The organism is Sphingobacterium sp. UBA6645, from assembly GCF_002455685.1.
Taxonomy (GTDB): Bacteria; Bacteroidota; Bacteroidia; order Sphingobacteriales; family Sphingobacteriaceae; genus Sphingobacterium; species Sphingobacterium hotanense.
Window position 1 is genome coordinate 1 of sequence record NZ_DKLH01000021.1, and the last position, 21,461, is coordinate 21,461.

Below are 21,461 nucleotides of genomic sequence, written 5' to 3' on the forward strand. Positions count from 1 at the left end.
CAAACGATGTCTTCTTTGGGAATGGTTATAGCGATAAAACACAATATACAATAAAAATTCGATTCATGAGCGTTAAAACCATAAAATATCGACTTACTGCTTAAAACTCAAAAATGAAAACAGTAATGAAATCGCAAAAGCTATAAAACAGAAGAAGGTGCCTTTTTAGACACCTTCATTTTTTTTCCGCGTGTCTTTTTCTTGGCCATCAAGAACTTTCATTTTTATGGTTTAACTCAATGGAACATGAAAGTTTTTTTTCCTACAAATATCCTAAAAGGTAATAGATAATGATAAAGACAATGATGGTTCCGAAACATCCCAAGCCCATCTTTTTGGCTCCCCATCCTGCAATTAATGCTCTAAAGAATTTGTTCATATAGCTCTCCTATTATTGTTAGTATTTATTAACTAACAATAATCAGGTCTATATGTTTGCTCGAAAATGTCGCGGATTATTAAATTTTCTGATAAATGTGCATGCAGCTGCCGGCCATCACCATGTAAAGTCCAGATAGCCTTAGGTTTAACAGCTTTCACAAAGGTCAAAATATCTTCCCAATCGACATGATCAGAGAGATATAAGCTGATATCGTTGCTGGCTTGTAATCTAGCCCAGCCCGATGCAAATACCCGTACGACGTTTTTAGCGCGTCTATAGCTGTTAAATGTAAGCGGAGGTACCAGATAAACTTTATTTTTCTCATCGCCTTTCATCGACTTCCTGTTATAGAGTGCATACTTCATCGGAAAGTTTGCATAGCTATCATAAATACGATGGAGGGGCAACATACTATGGTGCACGAGAATTTCTCGATCAGGAAGATAAAGATTCATCAAAGCGGTAATACGCTGTGCCTTTCCCAGCGAGTAACATCCCAACATAATGTTGCTTGGAACATCCAATTTTAATATCTCGACTTTTGGATCCGGATGTTTTACATTAGGATCCGCAAAGGTCGTCTCGGTTATTAATACATCTGCTTCGATGATTTTGATGGGCTCACAAGTTGGATCCTCCTGCAGTTTATAATCGCCGGTGTACAGGTATTTTACCCCTTTGTATACCATCAGAATTTGTGCGGAACCCAATATATGTCCGGCGGGGATGAATACAATCTCCACCCCATTGATATTGAACCCCTCTTCGAAGTCAAAAACTTGATAAGATTGTAAGGGCTGTTTTGGATACCGAACCTGCATAAAAGCCGAGGTGGCTTTGGTGCAATATATTTCTCGATGTCCGGGACTCGCATGATCGCCATGCGCATGCGATACAACTGCCCTTTGTACGGGGTAGAGTGGATCTACATAAAAGTCGCCATAGGCGCAGTAGTAACCTTTATCTCTTTTTACTAGAAAATCTTCAATTATTTCAGCCATACAGCTATTTAGTCGATAAGAATTGTTGATGAAGCGCCATCACTTGTTCGATTAGGCTGTGCTGATCATCATTGTATATAATAAAGTCGGCTAAAGCCTCTTTTTCCTCTTCGGGCATTTGTTTGCTCATTCGATGTCGCACCTCTTCTTCGCTAACCTGGTCGCGCTCCATCACGCGTTGTATGCGAACATCCTCAGGCGAGCTCACAAGGATACAGTAATCTAAACTTTTGTAAGAGCCGCTCTCGAATAATAATGCAGCTTCTTTCAAACTGTAAGGCCCTTGCTGGGCTTCAGCCCAATCCTCTGCGGCCTTAATAACCGCTGGATGTACGATTCCATTCAGCTTTTTGAGTTCAGTTTCGTCCTTGAAAACGCGAGCTGACAACCAAGCACGGTTTAAAGAACCGTTCTCGAAGTAAACCTTCTCACCGAAGGTCTCAACCAGCGCCTTTCTAACATCATCACTCTTGACCATGATGTCCTTCGCTTCCTTGTCGGCATCATAGGTCGCAATACCCAAAACTTTAAAAAGCTTGGTTACTATGCTTTTTCCCACACCGATGCCACCTGTAATTCCAATCTTTAATCCCATACTACTTACGAACAAAGAAATCTACATTTTGAGGTTCAATACTCAACACCTGACAGAACTCGGGCACCTTGGTTAGTATGACCGGCAGGCTCTCTACATTATGATCCTTCCAAGCTTCCAAATCAACCACGGCTTCAAAATCTCGGGAAGTCCATTTGTTATAGTCCTTGACTGCAACGAGGATCGTCGCTTTCACCTTGCCCGGCAGGATACGAACAGAGGTATATTGCTTTCCATTCTCCACCTTTATTGGCAACTCGATTACCTTTTCAGTAATTTCCCCAACGGGAATTACAATCTCCGAGAATGTTGGATAAATCGTAATGTTTGTCCGCTGCTGCTTATTGAGATATGCAACTGTACGAACATCTGTATTGACATCCTTCCCTTTTATGGTATCCGTTTCTAAGTATTCAATGCTGGCAACATCCTCTAATGGTCCAGTGATGGTCACATATTCAGGGCTGGCTTTGGTTGCGCCAATAATACCATACTGTTTTTGGAATGTTAGATTATGCACCGCCTTAACAGGAACCTTACGCTGCGTTTGCTTAGAGAAATCGAAGTAGAGGGTATCCGGAGATACAGCAACAACCTGTTCCTCCTGGCGAAACTGCCTATTGATAAAGCCAATTTGACTTCCAAATACGATAAAGTTTCTTGTTTTCAAACCGCTTAGATCCACTTGGATTTTTGCGGTATCGGGTCGAATGCGCTCCATCAGGACTTTCCAACCTGACATCTTCAACTTAACCGTAACGGTATCTGATTGCAGAGGGTGAAAGGCTTTACTTTCCGGTAGATTTACGTAGGACATGCTCGCCTTCTTAGAGAAGGTATAGTCGCTAGAAATCGCAAATAGTGTCCACGCTAGAAATGAAATAAGTACGCATCGTAAAAAAATAGATAATTTACGTCTTTGCACTTTACTGATTCGCCTCATCGCCATTTTACAAATGTACTATTTTGAAACTAAAAATCACATCGTTGGGCTATCGTCCGATTAGCGTAAAAAAAGCGATTGGATAGGCAAAAAGTTCCTTATCCTCCGCCTTATATTGATAAAATAATATGTAACTTTGTGCTTTAATTGAAGGACGTTCAAAATTCACTTTCATAATGATTCATTTCTTCGTGAACCAATCGAACACAGTATATGCTGTTCAAACCCAGAAAGACCTTTCTACCGAGGATATCGCTAAACTAAACTGGCTTTTTGGAAATGCTAACAAACTCGACGATCAAACTTTAAATGACTACTATGTAGGGCCTCGCGCCGCAATGGTAACTCCATGGAGTACTAACGCCGTAGAGATTACTCAAAACATGGGCATTGAAGGGATTATTCGTATCGAAGAGTTTCAAGCAGTTGATGCGGAATTCCATGAGTTCGATCCGATGATCTCTCAGAAGTATAGCGCGTTGACACAAGATATGTTTACCATTAATATCACGCCGGAACCTATCTTGGATATCGCCGATATTGATGCTTACAACAAATCTGAAGGCTTAGCATTAAGCCCTGAAGAAGTAGATTACCTTAACCGCCTTTCAGACAAGATTGGGCGCAAGTTGACAGATTCGGAAGTTTTTGCTTTCTCACAGGCAAACTCTGAGCATTGCCGCCATAAAATCTTCAACGGAACATTCGTTATCGATGGCGAAGAGCAACCTACTTCCCTATTCAAATTGATCAAAAAGACATCAGAGACAAATCCTAACGATATTGTCTCTGCATATAAAGACAACGTGGCTTTTGTAAAGGGGCCACGAGTTACACAGTTTGCACCCAAATCGGGCGATAAACCTGACTACTACGAGGAGAAAGAATTTGACTCGGTTATTTCTGTAAAAGCAGAAACGCACAACTTCCCTACGACGGTTGAGCCGTTTTCAGGTGCCGCTACAGGTTCTGGTGGTGAAATCCGCGACCGCCTTGCTGGTGGTCAAGGTGCATTGCCTTTAGCAGGTACAGCAATCTACATGACGGCTTACTCTCGCTTATTGGCAGATCGTCCATGGGAAAAGGGTATGGAAGAGCGCAAGTGGCTTTACCAAACGCCAATGGATATTTTGATCAAAGCATCTAACGGGGCTTCGGATTTCGGAAATAAATTCGGACAGCCATTGATTACTGGTTCGGTATTGACTTTCGAGCATGAGGAAGATGGCCGCAAATTGGGATACGACAAGGTCATCATGCAGGCTGGCGGTATTGGCTATGGTAAATTGGATCAAGCTAAAAAACATCAGCCAGAGGCTGGCGACAAGATCGTTATCTTAGGTGGTGAAAATTACCGTATTGGTATGGGCGGTGCAGCGGTGTCTTCAGCGGATACTGGTGCATTCGGTTCAGGTATCGAGTTGAATGCTATCCAACGTTCAAACCCAGAAATGCAGAAGCGTGCTGCGAATGCTATTCGTGCATTTGTAGAGTCCGATCATAACCCTATTGTGTCGATCCATGATCATGGTGCTGGTGGACACTTAAACTGTTTATCAGAACTAGTGGAAGATACAGGTGGTTTAATCGACCTTGATAAACTTCCGGTAGGTGACCCAACCTTATCAGCAAAAGAAATTATTGGTAATGAGTCCCAAGAACGTATGGGATTGGTTATCGCTCAAGAAGATATACAGAAGCTAAAAGATGTTGCTGATCGCGAACGCGCTCCTATGTATGCCGTAGGTGATGTGACAAACGATCATCGCTTTACTTTCGAATCAGCGACTTCCGGTGCTAAACCGATGGACTACGCTTTAGAGGATTTCTTCGGATCATCTCCAAAGACCATCATGAACGATAAGAAAGTCGAGCGCAAGTACGCTGACCTATCTTATCAGGCGGATCAAATCCCTGCATACTTAAATCAAGTTCTTCAATTGGAGGCTGTCGCGTCTAAAGATTGGTTAACAAATAAAGTAGACCGTTGTGTGGGTGGACGTGTTGCAAAGCAACAATGTACGGGTCCATTGCAATTACCATTGAACAATGTGGGCGTGATGGCGCTGGATTACAAGTCGACAGAAGGTATCGCTACGACCGTAGGACATTCGCCGCTAACGGCTTTAGTCGATCCTGTAGCTGGTTCTAGAAACGCGATTGCTGAAGCATTGTCGAACATTGTTTTCGCGCCGATCAAAAACGGATTAAGCGGTATTTCTTTATCGGCCAACTGGATGTGGGCATGTAATAATGAGGGCGAAGATGCTCGTTTGTACCAAGCCGTTAAAGGTTGTTCTGACTTTGCGATCGCTTTAGGAATCAACATCCCAACAGGTAAAGACTCCTTGTCGATGAAACAGAAGTATCCGAACGGAGAAAACGTTATTGCACCGGGAACAGTGATTATTTCGGCCGCAGGAAACTGTACAAACATTAATAAAGTAGTAGAACCTACGTTGAACAAAAGAGCTGGTTCGATTTATTATATCAACCTTTCTAAAGATAGCTTCAAATTAGGAGGTTCTTCTTTTGCGCAGATCAACAATAAGATCGGTTCGGAAGTACCTACTGTAAAAGATGCGAACTACTTCAAAACCGCATTCAATACGATTCAGGATCTAATTCAAGAAGATCAAATTGCTGCAGGTCATGATATTGGCTCAGGCGGTTTAGTTACGACATTATTAGAGATGTGTTTTGCTGACGTTAATCTTGCTGCAAACTACGATTTGAGTGGATTGAACGAACAAGACAGCGTAAAAGCCTTGTTTAACGAAAATATAGCGGTTGTTCTTCAAGCGAAAGACGATGCTGTATTCGAGAAAACAATGGCTGAGGCGCAGATCGACGCGGTGAAGATTGGACAGGCAATTGAAGGTACTTCGGTAAGCTTAAAAAACAATGCGGACAACTTCACATTTGATGTTGCAGAAACCCGCGATACATGGTTCAAAACATCGTTCCTTTTGGATCAGAAGCAGTCGAAGAACGGAACGGCGCAAGCGCGTTTCGACAACTACAAGAACCAACCATTGCAATTTAACTTCCCATCGCATTTTGATGGAAAGAAACCTGCAATCGATGGAAATAAGGCACGCCCGAAAGCGGCTATTATTCGCGAGAAAGGTTCTAACTCGGAGCGCGAAATGGCTAACGCTATGTATCTTGCTGGCTTTGACGTGAAAGACGTGCATATGACCGACTTAATCAGCGGACGCGAAACCTTAGAAGACATCCAATTTATAGGAGCTGTTGGAGGTTTCTCCAACTCTGACGTATTAGGTTCGGCAAAAGGTTGGGCTGGGGCATTCTTGTACAATGAGAAAGCAAAAACAGCCTTGGATAAATTCTTTGCTCGTCCAGACACACTATCGGTGGGTATCTGTAATGGATGTCAATTGTTCATGGAGTTGGAATTGATCAACCCTGAGCATAAGGTTCATGGCAAGATGCGTCATAACAATTCGCAGAAACACGAGTCTAACTTTGTTTCGGTGAAAGTACAGGAGAACAATTCGATTATGTTGTCAACATTAGCAGGCAGCACTTTAGGTGTATGGATTTCACATGGTGAAGGAAAATTCAATCTTCCAGAATCTGAGGATCAGTACAACATCGTTGCGAAGTATGCTTATGATCAATATCCGCATAATCCTAATGGATCTGACTTCAACACCGCGATGATGTGTGATAAGACAGGTCGCCACTTAGTGACTATGCCACATATCGAACGCTCCACTTTCCAATGGAACTGGGCTAACTATCCAGAAGGACGTCAAGACGAAGTGACTCCTTGGTTAGAAGCATTTGTTAATGCGCGCCAATGGATCGAAAATCAAAACAAATAAGTTGGAAATAACGCAATATGAAACAAGGGGCTTTCTAAAAAGAAAGCCCCTTGTTATTTATCATGTGATTAATCGAAGATTCGTTAGATAGACAGTGTTTTTGCGACTGTTAAAGCATTCATATCAATATTGATTACTTTCACTTTTCCACCTTCCATTACGAAGAATACATTCTTGTTGAAGTTTTGCGCGTTATTTCCCGAACCATATATGCCTCTTTCATCAATCGTGATGTTCATGTTTGCTACACCACTCGCATTGGTTTTGGTAATCAATTTCTGAAGCACCTCACCTTTCGTTAGGGCATAGTGCGTTTCGATATTCTTGATCAGCGCATCGGATAAGCGATTTCCTGCGCCATACCAGTAGATTTCACGATTAGCCACTGGCGTCGATCCTTTTTTCACGGTCAATGCTAACTTCGCAACATCCCTTGTATAAGTTCCGGCAGCGGGCTCGCTAATGACCATGGCAACATGTGAAACCGGTTCGCCTTCTTTCACTGTAAACTTAAGCAAGCTCGGCGACTGTGTCTTCGAGGTGCTGGTGATGCAATAGTAACCATCGCTAAGCAATTTCTTACGCAAAGTAATTGCGTAAAGGGTCTTTCCGACGTACTCACTGACATTAAATGTAACAGAATCAGTTCCGGTCTTGAAGGCACCAACTGGCAAAGATTTCAATGGAGTAAACTTGTCGTAAGTTGTAAAAGGCTGTTCGCTCAGATATACACGTGCACCTGCCGAACGATAAGGTGCTACTGCGACTGTGTAAGTTACGTTTTTGTGGCTTGCATTCGCTAAATCTTCTCCTACGTCGTCCTTAGAACAACTCACAGAAAAAAGCATAACAATCCCAGTTAAAAGCAAAATAAGAGGATTTCTTTTCATAGGTATTTCTTGTAATTAAATTCCTATAACTCACGCAAATTAAATGCAGTATATGGTAATTTCGGTTTAAATAAATTCGGTGTTCAAACAAGTTGTTTAGAATACTCTCCTGCATAAAGTTTTATCATTCGAGAGTTGGATTTTTTCGTTAAATTGTAGTTTATGGATAACAACAAAATGTCTAGTCGAGATACAAAACTAAAAGAAGTTGAAACATGGATTACCAGCAATCCGGACATACGAGCAGCCTTGTTGACCAGCTCCCTAGTAAATCCCTTGGCGCCTGTCGATGTTTATAGTGACTTAGATATCGAGTTGGTCTTCGACGATCCAACAATTTACAAGCATAGTAAAGAAAGGATCTACCAGTTTGGTGAGCCTTTAAATATATATGAAGAGGATGAAAGTTATTTTGACGGCATACATGCCATGAAAATGGTGCAATATACAGATGGTGATAAAATCGATTTTAAGTTATATGGCAAACAACAATTCATCGCCGAGACGCAGAAGAATCAGCTTCCCGAGGACTGGGATATCGGCTATCGGGTGCTGATCGATAAAGATAATCTCACACAAAATCTTCTACCACCCTCCTATCAGGTTTCAATTATCAAGAAGCCAAGCGAAGCGCAGTTCAATAAGGTCTATCGGGATTTCTGGTGGGATGTTAGTTACTTACCAAAGTGCCTAAACCGAGGCGATCTGTTCTACTATAAGTTTATGTTTGAGCACATCATTCGTTTGGACTATTTAGAACCCATGATTGAATGGTATATCGGCGCCAATAACGATTGGGGAGTCAGCAGCAATAAGCGTGGTCGATTGTTCGAAAAATACCTATCGAAAGAAGAATGGTCGCTCGTAAAAGCTACATTTGCCGGTGCCGATATGAACGAAAACTGGCAAGCTTCCTTCGCCCTGTTGAAGGTTTTTCAGCGGTTTGCTGAAGGTGTGTCAAGTGCCCTTGAAATTGATCTAGATGATGGTTTATCCGATAGAACCCTACAATTCTTTGAAAGACAACACCAAAAATTTAAAAGATAAAATAAATATGTATCTTTAATCACAAATTAGGACTTACCATTGTGGACGCTGTATTAAATCAATTTTCATCTCCTTTGTTCTTATGGCAATGCTTTGTTATCTGCGCGTTGGCTATGATGATCATAGCTTTGATACAGGTCGCTAGAAATAAGCATCTAAATCTTTTCAACTCGATTCTTATCGCGTTGATCATTGTACTGGTGCCATTTTTCGGAAGTCTGTTTTATTTTTTATTCAACAAGCGAATCAAAAACCGCCACGCGCAGCTGCAAGCCTAGCCTTTGGGTAGTAGTTAGTATTTAGTAGTTAGTATTTAGACCCTAAATCGGAAGTTAGATCTTAGATATAAGACATTAGATATCAGACCCGATCCTGACAATCTTTTCATCTTTCCTTTCCTGGTTCGGACAAGATATTAGATAGGAGACATTAGATATCAGACGCGATCCTGACAATCTTTTCATCTTTCCTTTCCTGGTTCAGACAAAATTCCCATCCTGATAATTCTTTCATCCTTCCTTTCCTGGTTCAGACAAAACTCCCGATCCTGATAATCCTTTCATCATTCCTTTCCTGGTTCAGACAAAATTCCCTTTCCTGATAATCCTTGTATCCTTCCTTTCCTAGTTCAAGACAAAATTCTCGTCCTGATAATCCTTTCATCCTTCCTTTCCTGGTTCAGACAAAATTCCCAATCCTGATAATCCTTTCATCCTTCCTTTCCTGGTTCAGACAAAACTCCCGATCCTGATAATCCTTCGAACATTTCGCTCGCGTAAGCATAAAAAAAACAGCTACCCTCTTTCGAGGATAGCTATTCTCATTACCATTTTAAAAACGTCGTTTATATTAATATACAGTGTGGAAACTATATCTCATGAATGATAGGAATCTATAAGTATAATAAACTCCCTAAAAACGATTATTATTAATTATTTGTTAAGTTACAATCTTTATTTGATTCCTACACTATGAGTTACTAAAGGTTTCCAGTTACCTTGGGGATACCTATTTATTTACTTTCGGTTTAATCTCGATTCCTCGAGATCAAGATTATGTTCCAATTCTCTAAGGAGCGCATCGTCGTATTTCTTCTCGGTATGCATGGCATATAATGTTTTCCGGCGTTGATTGATGACGTCTTGTGTCACTCTTTTATAGAGGTCTTTTTCATTGGCGATTCGGATTTTAGACTCTTCGTCGATACTGGAAGCCGAAGTATCTAATCGTCGCTTCATTTGCGTGTAAATCGCTTTTACAGTAAAGCTCTCCCGCAGTTCATTGGCATATTTTTCTTCGACAAGCTTCATACCCTCGCGTGCCAAACGATAGCGGATCGCTTCAATCTGAACCTCTTCCGGAATCTCCTCGGAATTACCTTCCAATTTTATTCCTTTAATAAGCCACGGCAATGAAAGCCCTTGTACGACGAGGGTGATCAGAATGACAACGAAGGTGATGAATAATATAAGGTTACGATGCGGGAATGCTGTTCCATCGCTCAAAGTAAGGGGGATTGCCAGCGCTGAGGCCAGCGACACAACACCCCGCATACCTGCCCAACCAATGACTAGGGGAAGTTTCCATCCCGGCGAGGCTTCGTTCTTCCGAACGCTTTTGAAAATCATTCTTGGGATAAAAGCCGCTCCATAGATAAATACGATCCGTAAGACGATAATAATCGCTGTAATACATAAGGCCATCTGAATTGCCCACTCCATCGAGACGTCTTCAATCCCCGCAATAATTATGGGAAGCTCAAGACCAATGAGGATAAACACGAAGCCGTTCAACAGAAATCCTACTGTATCCCATACTTCGCGCGTTTGAATGCGCGTATGATAATCCATATAATCCTTCGCGCGAAATGATAAAAACAGACCACCCGCTACGACAGCTAGCACACCCGACCATTCGAAATGCTCCGCAACGATATACATAATATATGGGGCGATCAATGTGATGGGGGTTGTGATACTCGACGATTTAGCAACATAACGGAGGAAAAAATAAAGGATATGCCCAATCACCAAGCCGACAAATATCCCCATAATGGCAAGCGTAAAGAAATTGACGATGGCCTCTTGCGGTTCGAAACTTCCTGTAATGATCACCGCTAAAGCTAGTCGGAATACGGTAAGAGAGGCTGCATCATTGACTAAGCTTTCGCCCTCCAACAATGTGATACCACGTTTCGGCATATTTACGCCTTTGAGAACAGAGGTTGCAGCGACAGCATCCGGTGGGGAAATAATCCCACCCAAGAGAAATCCTAAGGCTAGCGTAAAGCCCGGAATAATCTGTACAGAAAGATAAGCGACGGCTAGCGATGTAACAAACACCAAACCGAAGCCCATGATCATAATAGACCTTTTATACTTCCAGAAGCTGTTCCATGAGGTATACCAGGCGGCTTCAAAGAGCAAAGGCGGCAGGAAAATAAGAAATACAATATCAGGATTGATGCTAACTTCGGGCATTCCGGGAATCAACGATATCGCTAATCCACCGATAACCAACAGGATAGGATATGAAATACTAAAGCGCTGACTAATCACGAATAACATGGCCATGAAGAAAAATAGCACCATGACCAACAAAATATTAGATTCAATCATTTATTAATAGGTATCTTTGTGTGCATAAAATTAATGGAAAATATCTCAAAAAATTTACATCCCAGAAATAAGTTCAATAAGGCTTACATTATTGAACAACTGGCTAAGAATACGCCCGATTTGCGCAAGTATATCATTCAGGTGGACCATGACCATTTGTCGATAGACTTCACGCACCCAGAGGCCGTATTCCACCTGAACAAGGCTTTATTAAAAACAACTTATGGTATCAAAGGTTGGCGCGTTTTGCCAAAAAGTTTGGTACCAACGGTTCCTGGTCGTTTAAATTATATACATTATCTAGCGGATTTGCTTGGTGGAAAAACAGGTAGAGGCGTCCATATTTTAGATATAGGCACCGGCTCTAGCATCATCTACCCTATTTTAGGCGTTAAAGAATATGGCTGGCTTTTTACGGGATCTGAAACGCATGTCCCTTCACTCATGAATGGCAATGCGATTCTTAAGGATAATCCGGAATTGGCAAAGTCCATCCGTTTAAGACAGCAGAATAATCCGAAAAATATACTGAAGGACATCATCCTCCCGAAGGAATATTATGATGCGATCATGTGTAATCCTCCATTTTTTAAGTCGCAAGAGGATCATGAAGCACAAGTGTCGAGAAAAAATAAAAACCTTCGTATATCACAAGACGCGAACTCCAACTACCAAGGGCTCTCCACTGAGTTGTGGACAGATGGTGGTGAAAAGAAGTTCATTACCCAGCTAATCTACGATAGCTTCACGTTTAAAAATCAGATAGGATATTGTACAACCTTGGTATCCAACAAGGAGAATATTAAACCACTGCGGGCTATTCTAGAATACCATAAAGTGGCGGACATTCAAGTGATCAATATGTCGCAAGGCAATAAGATCAATAGGATCCTCGCTTGGAAACTAAGTGACAAGAAATAAGAAAAGGGCTATCTGACATGCAGATAGCCCTTTTCTTTATACGCTATTTTGCGCTGCTTACGCAGTTTTCGCATTTGCAGCCTTAGAAGCATCTAATGCAACGGCAGTTTTATCAAAACGGATCTTAACACCATTACCTACATCTACTAAGAACGTAGTATCACCTACTTCAACGATTCTTCCGTGAATACCCGCTGTAGTTACCACTTTAGAGTTTACAGTTAATTCTTCGATATATTTTTTATGGTCTTTTTGCTTTTTCATTTGTGGTCTAATCATAAAGAAATAGAATACCACTACCATTAATAAAATTGGAAGGAATTGCATTAATCCACCTCCACTTGCTGCTTGTAATAAAATAGTTGAAATCATCTTGTTTTATTATAATTTATTTGTTTGCTGTTAGTTCACTACAACTTCGCCTTTAAGCTGTACCGTTGTTACTGGCTTTTCTGCATTAGAAGCGATAGTGATAATTTTCTGTTGTTGTCCTACTTGGCCGTTGCTATCAAACTTCACGGAAATTTCTCCAGATTCCCCTGGTTTTACTGGGGTAGAAGTATAAGTTGGAGTTGTACAACCGCAGCTAGCGGATACTTGAGCCAATACTACCGGGAAATCCCCCGTATTCTTAAATTTGAAAACATGCTCTACAACTTCGCCTTCTTTGATGGTTCCGAAGTTGAAAGCTTCTTCTTCAAACTCCATTCTTCCTGCCCCCTCTTGTGCCTTAGCAACTGCTGTAGAATCTTGACTTCCGTTCGTATTTTCTTTGTTGTTATTATTGCAAGCTGTAAACATTAAAGCACTTGCAAACAATACTAGGCTTAGTTTTTTCATAGTAATTATGCGATTAGACCTCTACCCTCCTTCTTAATACGACGTTGAGTAGTAAGGTCGGATAAAATCTTGTCTAAGATACCATTGATAAAGGTACTACTTTTTAGAGTACTAAATGCCTTAGAAAGTTCAATATACTCGTTAATTGTTACTTTTACAGGGATCGTTGGGAAGTGGATTAACTCGGTTATAGCCATGCGCATCAATAAGTTATCGATCAATGCGATACGATCGGCTTCCCAATTCTTGGTCTTCTCAGAGATAAGTTCCTGATACTCTTTTGCATATTTAATCGTCAGCTTCAATAGGTCTAGGATAAAATCTTTATCCTCAATCCAACTTGGCGTTAAGTCTGCTAGCTGATTTTTTGCGGGAACTTCGCTACTAAAGTTTTTGAATGTTTTGGCGATCATGGCTTGTAAAACCTCGCGGTCTACCGGCCAGTTGATAAAACGAGCTTCGAAAGCCTGTTCTACGTCTGTTGATTTTAGAATTAATTTCTTGAAGATATATTTGATGATATCTTTCTCCGTTGAGATAGAGCGATCCTCTTGTTCTAAGTATTCTAAGTAAGCCTCAGACTCTTTAAGCTGAGCGAAGATAGAACGGACAATTTCTGGGTCATAGCTCCAATCAACTTTATAACGCTTTACCTTCTCTAAGTACTCACGATTTTGACGTAAAGACTCAATGAACGTATTGCTATTTAATTTCGTTGAAGAAAACGTCTGATCTTTCACCGAAGGGATCCATTTATTGGCAATACCTTCCACATCTATCAATACATACTCTGCCACTTCATCCAATAGATTCAGTGTCCATATGTACATCTCATCAACTTCCTCTACATTTTTCAGTAGACTTTTCTCAAAATCAGGAAGGTTTTTATCTTCCGATAAACTGTAGGCATACAATACTTGCATGACCTTAACCCGAAGGTGTCTTCTATTTAGCATAATTTTATAAAGAACGAATGTTTAATAAAGAACGATATTATACTATTATCTTAATTTCTTCATGTCGGAAATACGCTTTTCCGCAAGCTCTTTTGCTGCTTGATGTGTAGAAATATTTTCTTCGTTAGCCTTTTGGATCACGTGTCTTGTCGCTGTGTAGATATGGCGGATCAAGTAATCTGTACGATCAGCACCATAGCCTTCCAACTCCGAGAAGCAGCTAATTAAAGCTCCTGAGTTGATCAAAAAGTCTGGCGTATAAAGAATATTGTTATCTTTTAATAATAGAGTTGTTACCTCTTCGTCTAACAACTGATTGTTTGCTGAACCGGCGATGATCTTACAACGCATACGCGGAACTGTATCTGGGTTAACTGTTCCACCCAAAGCACATGGCGCATACACGTCAGCATCTAGTTCAAAACTTGTGGAATAAGTAATAGGCTCTGCTTTATATTTCGCAGCGATCTTCATCTTACGCTCTTCAGTCATATCCGAAACATATACACGCGCATTCTCTGCACGTAATAAGGATACCAAATGCTCGCCTACGCTTCCTACACCTTGTACAGCAATTTTTCTACCTGCAAGGTTATCATCTCCGTAAAGCTCTTTGATAGCCGCTTTAATTCCGTAGTAAACACCTTTTGCAGCAAATACTGTAGTGTCACCTGCCCCATTCAATGAAGTTGGCAAACCAGCTACGTAGTTTGTTTCTGCATGGATATGTTCTAGATCTTTTTGCGTAGTACCTACATCGATAGAAGCAATAAAATTACCATTCAAACCATTGATGAAACGTCCAAAGCGACGCATCAATACTTCTGATTTCTCTGTTCTATTATTACCGATAATGATTGCACTACCACCACCTAAATTTAAACCTGCAAGTGAGGATTTATAGGTAATCGCTTTTGAAAGACGCAATGCATCCTCAATAGCTTCAGCCTCTGTTGCGTATGGTAACATACGGACACCGCCGATCGCTGGCCCTAATGTGGTGTCATGAATTGCTACGATTGCTTTTAATCCGACCTCTTTGTCGTTACAGAAAAATAGGTTTTGATGGTCAGATATACGCATCAAGTCGAAAAGTGAGGAATTATCCCTTTGCATAATTGAACATAATTTTACAGCTACAAAAGTAGCAATATTTTTGCATGGAATCGTATCTACACGCAAATAATTAGGTTACCGACGTTAGATTTGAAATTTTATATAGCTTGTATTCCAATTTACTTCAAATTCTAAAATGTTTACCGCTTTGTATTATCAACCTGCTAAACAATTACAGCAATTAAAATAAATTTGCTACTGCTCCTATTTTGAAGAGATAGAACCTATATTGACATCTATTTAACACTAAGGTTTGCCTTCATCCTACTAATATTAAAATTATCCCTTACTTTTGTTCTTGCATGAAACAACTCGCCTACCTCAATAAGTTTTTCTATAAATATCGCTGGCAAATTATCCCTGGTGTCATCTTCGTCATCATATCCAACTACTTTGGTATTTTACCAGCGCAGGTTATACGAGAAGCTTTCGACTTGGTAAAAGAGAATATCGACCTTTATCGCTTGTACGATGGCTTCGAACGTCAAGGTTTGATCTATCAAATATTCGGAAATAGTCTGCTGTTCTTTGGTATTGTAGTTCTCGTGCTAGCCTTATTGAGAGGGATATTCCTTTTCATGATGCGCCAAACCTTGATTCTAACGTCACGTCATATAGAATACGACTTAAAGAACGAAATATATCAACATTACCAGGAGCTTGACTTTGCTTTCTATCGTCGAAACAATACTGGCGATCTGATGAACCGTGCGACCGAAGATGTTAACCAGGTGAGAAATTACTTAGGTCCGGCAATTATGTATGCGATCAATACAGTGGTATTGTCGATCATGATTATCTATGCCATGTATAATGTTAATGCGAAGTTAGCGACCTACTCCCTACTTCCCATCCCTATTATCTCGGTATTGATACTTTTTGTAAATAAGGTTATCAATAGACGGAGCGAACGAATACAGCGTCAATTATCACATCTTTCCTCTTTTGTTCAAGAAACATTTTCCGGAATTCGCGTAATCAAAACTTATACGCGCGAAAAGGACAAGATGAATTCTTTTAAAGTAGAAAGCGATCGCTACAAAGACATTAACCTGAATCTCGTTAAGGTGCAGGCTATCTTCTTTCCATTGATTATCTTTTTGGTAGGATTTAGTACCATTATAACGGTTTACATTGGCGGTTTGGAGGTGAACGATGGAAATATCACCGCCGGGAACATTGCAGAGTTCATTATCTATGTGAATCAACTGACCTTTCCTGCCATGTCTTTAGCGTGGGTTACATCACTTATTCAGCGCGCAGCCGCTTCGCAGAAGCGTATCAACGAGTTCCTAAAAACGCGTTCTGAAATTGAAGAAGGAAGCAGCGATGCAATAATAGCGGGCGATATTCGTGTGGACAATATATCTTTTACTTATCCTGATACCGGCATTAAAGCGGTAGATGATATCAGTTTTCACATCCCTGTTGGCAAGACCATGGCGATTATTGGTAAGACAGGATCAGGAAAATCCACGATTGCAAATCTACTATTACGGATGTACGACGTCGATTCCGGAGCAGTTCTTTATGATGGAAAGGATATTAAAACCTATAAAACTCATGCCGTACGCGAGCAGATCGGTTTTGTACCGCAGCAGGTATTTCTATTTTCCGATACCATTGCTCGCAACATTGCCTTCGGATTGGATGAGGTTGACATGCCACGCATTGAGCAAGCTGCTAAAGATGCTGCAGTTTATGATAATATCAAGGGCTTTGAAGAAGGTTTTGAAACACATATCGGTGAACGCGGGATTACCCTCTCGGGAGGTCAGAAACAACGTGTCTCTATAGCTCGAGCCTTAGTAAAAGACCCAAATATCCTCATCTTTGACGACTGCCTATCTGCGGTTGATACTAAAACCGAAGAAGAGATTCTTCATAATCTCGGTCGTATTATGAAAGGAAAAACGTCCATCATCATCGCACACCGAATTTCGACTATCAAAAATGCAGACCAGATTTTAGTAATCGATCAGGGCCGAATCATCGAACGCGGCACCCATCAAGAATTACTCGCCTTGGGAGGAGAATATAGTTCTCTTTACGAGAAACAATTACTAGAATCATAACTTAATTTAAGGAAAAATTATTTCTCTCTGAATTTCATAATATTTCAAAAGATTTCATTTATTTTGTGTTAGCGCATATTAGCCACGCAAAATTATGAGATGCTTTTTATTAACCTGTTGCTTAATTATTTTAAGCCACCTGGGCCATGCCCAAAGTTCGTCTATGCCAAAACTAGACGCTAGCCATTTCACTACCGATCATCAAAGCAAAGACACAGCGGCAAACGCAATTGTGCTTTATGAGTTTGGACGCTCCGAAGTCGAAGTCCTCGAGTCGGAAAGAACCCTCGGTGTGACCCACTATTGCCATGTCCGTATCAAGATCTTGAAAAAAGAAGGTGATAAACATGCCACAATTGAAGTTCCCACCTACAAATACGGAAATGATTTCGAACGTGTTCGAGAAATCAAAGGGACCACTTATAATATGGTGGATGGCCAAATTAAGGCCGACGAGCTAAAAAAGGAGGCTATCTTTACGGAGAAATCCAGTGAATATTTAAACGTCGTAAAATTTACGCTCCCCAATATCCAAGAAAATTCCATTATCGAATACAGTTACCGAGTGACTACTCCAGCGATATGGAATCTAAGATCCTGGTATTTCCAAGATGAGATCCCTAAGCTACATAGCGAATACGTCGCTGTTATCCCGTCCTTATTTGATTATAATGTGACTTTAAAAGGTCATTATGCCATCAGCGATGTCAAATCAGCTAAGCTAAATGAACATTTCTTGCTGAATGGTCAACGACATGATTGTTCTAGAATGACCTATACGATGAAAGACGTGCCGGCATTTAAGGAAGAGGATTTTATGTTAGCCCCTATCAATTATATTTCGGCAATTAACTTCGAATTGCGAACCTTCCATGAGCCTAATGGTGCCATCAAGAACTATACACGAGTTTGGAAAGACGTCGACAGAGACTTGTTGAACGAAAAGGAGTTTGGCGGACAGATTAAGAATAAATCAGTATATGCGAAACTATTGCCTTCGATTATCTCGGCAGACTCTTCGAAACTTTATAATGCGAAGAAAATATACAGCTATATTCAACAGAATATCGTTTGGAACAAAACGCTAGGAAAATATACTGAAAACGGCATTAAAGATGCGCTGGAAAAGAAAAAAGGCAATGTAGCTGACATCAACCTAAGCTTGGTGGCTGCGTTGAATACTGCTGATATCGAAGCCTATCCCGTGATAATATCTACGCGAAATAATGGAATGCCCAACATGATACATCCTGTATTATCAGATTTCAATGCGGTCATCGCGGCGGCAGTAATCGATGGGAAAACTTATCTGCTGGATGCCTGCGATAAGACGCTACCATTTGGCTTACTCTCTCTACGCTCTATCAACGACCGTGGTCGTATAATCTATTCTAAACAAAGTTCCGATTGGATCGAACTGAAAAATGAGTCGCCATCTAAAAAGACCTTCAACATTTTTGGAGTTATCTCGCCAGATGGAAAACTTAAAGGGAAGATTGAAAAGTACTATTTCGGTTTGGGCGCATGGGTTCAACGCACTAAAATTGAAGAATTCCCTACTCTTGAGGAATATGAAGAGGATGTTATTGAAAAAAGCCCTAGAATCAAAGTATTGAGCAATAAGGTAAAAAACTTAAAAGAGTTGGACGATGCATTAGTAGAGGTAATGGAATTTGAAATGGATTTGCGAGAAAACTTCACCGAGAACCAGATTTTGATCAACCCCATATTATTTGAACGTCAGTTGAAGAATACTTTCAGTTTGACCGAACGTAAGTTCCATGTGGATTTAGGTTCGGCACAGAACGAACAATTCAACATCAACATCACATTCCCTGAGGGGTATAAGGTGGAGAGTTTCCCAAAAAATACTGCATATTCCTTGCCGGAAGGAGCCGCCAGATACCAATATCGCTCAACCTTCTCAGATAATATTCTAATGGTTCAACAGATTACCAACTTGAACCATGCCATCTATTCACCCGAAGAATACTTCCACCTGAAAGAGTTCTTCTCTTTATTGATTCAGCACCAGAATACTGATTTCCTTTTCAAAAAACTATGAGAAAATTAGCCTCTACATTTATAGTCCTACTTCTATTTGCGGCGCATGCTACGAAGGCACAATATGCTGCAAGTTCAATTCCAAAGGAAATGTTGAGTCGTGCTACGGCGACCGTAAGATTGGAAGAGAAAATACTGGAAATTAAAGCGCCTAACGATGCGATAGAGCGAGGAAAAAAAGTTATTACGATACACAACAAAGCCGGGGAAGATTATGCTGAGTTGTATTTCTTTTACGATAAGGTTCGCCAGATCAAGGAAGTAAAAGGTGAAATCCAAGATGAGGATGGCAAGGTTATTCGCAAATTTAATCTGAAGGACTTTAAAGATTATAGTGCAAGCGGACAGTCCAATCTCTACGCTGATGATCGCGTCAAGAGCTATAGCCCAATGATTCAAAACTTTCCATACACCTTGGTTTATGAGTATGAGATTCGCCAGCAGCAAACACTTGGTCTTCCTAGCTGGAGACCCGATTATTCCACAGATGTATCGATAGAAAAAAGTTCCTTTCAGGTTGTTACGGCACCTGATGTTGCTTTACGCATCAATGAAAGAAACTTAGTTAGTCCCGCCGTGATCAAGAAGGACCCAAAGACTACCAGTTATACCTGGAGCGTGGAGAACATTCGTGCCGAACGTAGCGAGCCCTTCAGCCCTAGCCGCCGTCTGACCGGAATATTGGTGGAGGTAATTCCACAAAATTTCCAATACTTCAAGTATAAAGGTGATTTCAGCGACTGGAAATCCTATGGCCTTTGGGCTAATGAGACATTGATGAAAGATAAGAAGACGCTCTCTCCCGCTACCGTGAGCCAAGTTAAAGCCATGACGGCAAACCTGGTGACACCCCGCGAAAAAGCGAAAGCCTTATATGAATTCATGCAAAAGAAGACGCGCTACATCAGTATACAAGTGGGAATTGGTGGCAATGAACCTTTCCCTGCCGAGCAGGTAGATCGTTTAGGTTATGGCGATTGTAAGGCTTTAGTAAACTACATGCAGGCCTTATTGGATGTTGTCGAGATACCATCCTACTATTCCATTGTACAAGCCGGAGAAACGAAAGTAGATTTGGATGAAAACTTTGCCAATCTTGGTGGGAACCACATTATCCTTTGTCTTCCTTTCGAGAATGACACGACATGGCTCGAATGCACAAGTTCAGATGCGCCATTCGGTTATCTAGGAAACTTCACAGACGATCGACTGGTAGTCGCCTTTACGCCTGAAGGCGGAAAAATAATGCGCACGCAGCGCTTTAATTATGAGCAAAATCTACAACATCGCAAATCGTCACTAAAACTGGATGAAAACGGTAAATTGACAGGAACACTTGAAACCAGATTTGAAGGAACTCAATTGGAAAATCACTTTGCCAATTTTGAAGAAAGCTTAGATAACCAAAAAAAGGCGCTACGTAAGCAATATGATATAGACCGCATCGAATTCACCGATATTAAATATAATCTCGATGAAGATAAATTAGTATTCACAGAAAACCTAAGCATTGAAATTCCTAATTATGCGATTAAGAATGCTAATAATTTAACCATCTATCCGAATGTTTTCAACCGTTCATCAGCCATCACTGAACTGGCAAGACGCATAAACCCGGTTAAGATCACAAGAGGATACACCGACATCGATGAGATTGAAATTGAACTTCCAGAGAATTTGGATAGTAGAATTAAACCTGCGGATATAAAAAAGGAAATTCCAATGGGCTACTACGAAATGTCTATGAAAATGAAAGATGGAAAGTTGGTCTGTTATAGAAAAATCCAAATCAAAGAAGGAGAATACCCCGCAGAAAGCTACGCAGCATTCAGTGAATTCATGAAAGACGCATCTTTCAGCGATTCTTATCGATATATTTTGCCGTTTATCGACAAAAAGTAACACTAATTTATATCTTTGGTGAACGCCAAAAGGGGGATTAGCTCAGCTGGCTAGAGCGCTTGCCTGGCAGGCAAGAGGTCACCGGTTCGAACCCGGTATTCTCCACAAAACAATAAAAGAGGACAAATTTGCCCTCTTTTATCGTTTTCAGCTATTAGATATTAGGTGTAAGATTTAGAAAATTGCCTCGCTATCGGTAAACGTTATTAGGGTCGTTTCAACGCTCAAAATATTATAAAAAATAGTAGAAAGCATCAACC

Annotated in this window: 16 protein-coding genes and 1 tRNA gene; 8 read left to right on the top strand and 9 right to left on the bottom strand. The window is 40.7% G+C overall.

Translation table 11 applies throughout. From position 1 onward, the window contains the following. Window positions 1-411 precede the first annotated feature (411 nt). Genes B2400_RS03470 through B2400_RS03480 form a run of 3 tightly spaced genes read right to left on the bottom strand, consistent with a single transcriptional unit; the run spans window position 412 to window position 2,795 of the window. Window positions 412-1,383, bottom strand: coding sequence for an MBL fold metallo-hydrolase (locus B2400_RS03470; RefSeq protein ID WP_149526687.1), 972 nt, complete (start codon window positions 1,381-1,383; stop codon window positions 412-414). A gap of 4 nt (window positions 1,384-1,387) precedes the next feature. Next, window positions 1,388-1,978, bottom strand: a complete 591-nt coding sequence (gene coaE, locus B2400_RS03475) for a dephospho-CoA kinase (protein ID WP_293930847.1) — start codon at window positions 1,976-1,978, stop codon at window positions 1,388-1,390. Window position 1,979: 1 nt separating this feature from the next. After that, the gene (locus B2400_RS03480; RefSeq protein WP_246172264.1) at window positions 1,980-2,795 is read right to left on the bottom strand and encodes a hypothetical protein; all 816 of its coding nucleotides are present in this window, start codon (window positions 2,793-2,795) and stop codon (window positions 1,980-1,982) included. A gap of 302 nt (window positions 2,796-3,097) precedes the next feature. On the opposite strand from B2400_RS03480, the gene purL reads away from it, so the two are divergent. Continuing rightward, complete coding sequence (purL, locus tag B2400_RS03485; RefSeq protein WP_293930852.1) at window positions 3,098-6,772, top strand: phosphoribosylformylglycinamidine synthase; 3,675 nt, start codon at window positions 3,098-3,100, stop codon at window positions 6,770-6,772. An 83-nt stretch (window positions 6,773-6,855) separates the two neighbouring features. On the opposite strand, the gene B2400_RS03490 is transcribed toward purL, so the two are convergent. Then, entirely contained in the window at window positions 6,856-7,662 is an 807-nt protein-coding gene (locus B2400_RS03490; RefSeq protein WP_293930855.1) for a hypothetical protein, read from the bottom strand. A gap of 177 nt (window positions 7,663-7,839) precedes the next feature. On the opposite strand from B2400_RS03490, the gene B2400_RS03495 reads away from it, so the two are divergent. Then, entirely contained in the window at window positions 7,840-8,709 is an 870-nt protein-coding gene (locus B2400_RS03495) for an aminoglycoside 6-adenylyltransferase (protein ID WP_394344168.1), read from the top strand. Between the two features lie 116 nt (window positions 8,710-8,825). Next, the gene (locus B2400_RS17835) at window positions 8,826-8,987 is read left to right on the top strand and encodes a PLDc N-terminal domain-containing protein (RefSeq protein WP_394344169.1); all 162 of its coding nucleotides are present in this window, start codon (window positions 8,826-8,828) and stop codon (window positions 8,985-8,987) included. Window positions 8,988-9,725: 738 nt separating this feature from the next. Here B2400_RS17835 and B2400_RS03500 read toward each other — a convergent pair. Further along, the gene (locus tag B2400_RS03500; RefSeq protein WP_149526694.1) at window positions 9,726-11,327 is read right to left on the bottom strand and encodes a Na+/H+ antiporter; all 1,602 of its coding nucleotides are present in this window, start codon (window positions 11,325-11,327) and stop codon (window positions 9,726-9,728) included. A 33-nt stretch (window positions 11,328-11,360) separates the two neighbouring features. Here B2400_RS03500 and rlmF point away from each other — a divergent pair, with 33 nt between their 5' ends. Continuing rightward, complete coding sequence (rlmF, locus tag B2400_RS03505) at window positions 11,361-12,248, top strand: 23S rRNA (adenine(1618)-N(6))-methyltransferase RlmF (RefSeq protein ID WP_149526695.1); 888 nt, start codon at window positions 11,361-11,363, stop codon at window positions 12,246-12,248. A gap of 57 nt (window positions 12,249-12,305) precedes the next feature. Here rlmF and yajC read toward each other — a convergent pair whose 3' ends face one another. From yajC to B2400_RS03525, 4 genes are read right to left on the bottom strand one after another with little or no spacing between them, the layout of a single operon-like run. Further along, on the bottom strand, window positions 12,306-12,620 hold the full coding sequence (gene yajC, locus B2400_RS03510) for a preprotein translocase subunit YajC (RefSeq protein WP_149526696.1): 315 nt from the start codon (window positions 12,618-12,620) through the stop codon (window positions 12,306-12,308). A 30-nt stretch (window positions 12,621-12,650) separates the two neighbouring features. Next, a complete protein-coding gene (locus B2400_RS03515) occupies window positions 12,651-13,088 on the bottom strand; it encodes a DUF1573 domain-containing protein (protein WP_246172266.1) in 438 nt (145 codons plus the stop codon). Window positions 13,089-13,093: 5 nt separating this feature from the next. Beyond that, window positions 13,094-14,044 (bottom strand): transcription antitermination factor NusB, encoded by a 951-nt coding sequence (gene nusB, locus B2400_RS03520; RefSeq protein WP_187773870.1) that lies wholly within the window; start codon window positions 14,042-14,044, stop codon window positions 13,094-13,096. A gap of 45 nt (window positions 14,045-14,089) precedes the next feature. Then, window positions 14,090-15,160 carry a Glu/Leu/Phe/Val family dehydrogenase gene (locus tag B2400_RS03525; RefSeq protein ID WP_149526698.1) on the bottom strand — a complete coding sequence of 357 codons (1,071 nt, stop codon included), beginning with the start codon at window positions 15,158-15,160 and terminating at the stop codon, window positions 14,090-14,092. A gap of 302 nt (window positions 15,161-15,462) precedes the next feature. Here B2400_RS03525 and B2400_RS03530 point away from each other — a divergent pair, with 302 nt between their 5' ends. The 4 genes from B2400_RS03530 to B2400_RS03545 all read left to right on the top strand — a co-directional run bounded on the left by B2400_RS03530 (window position 15,463) and on the right by B2400_RS03545 (window position 21,306). Beyond that, the gene (locus tag B2400_RS03530) at window positions 15,463-17,235 is read left to right on the top strand and encodes an ABC transporter ATP-binding protein (RefSeq protein ID WP_149526699.1); all 1,773 of its coding nucleotides are present in this window, start codon (window positions 15,463-15,465) and stop codon (window positions 17,233-17,235) included. Window positions 17,236-17,398: 163 nt separating this feature from the next. After that, window positions 17,399-19,300, top strand: coding sequence for a DUF3857 domain-containing protein (locus B2400_RS03535; protein WP_293930872.1), 1,902 nt, complete (start codon window positions 17,399-17,401; stop codon window positions 19,298-19,300). Further along, a complete protein-coding gene (locus B2400_RS03540; protein WP_293930875.1) occupies window positions 19,297-21,201 on the top strand; it encodes a DUF3857 domain-containing transglutaminase family protein in 1,905 nt (634 codons plus the stop codon). Before B2400_RS03535 ends, B2400_RS03540 begins: the two co-directional genes overlap by 4 nt. A gap of 31 nt (window positions 21,202-21,232) precedes the next feature. Next, window positions 21,233-21,306, top strand: a tRNA-Ala gene (locus tag B2400_RS03545). Window positions 21,307-21,461 lie beyond the last annotated feature (155 nt).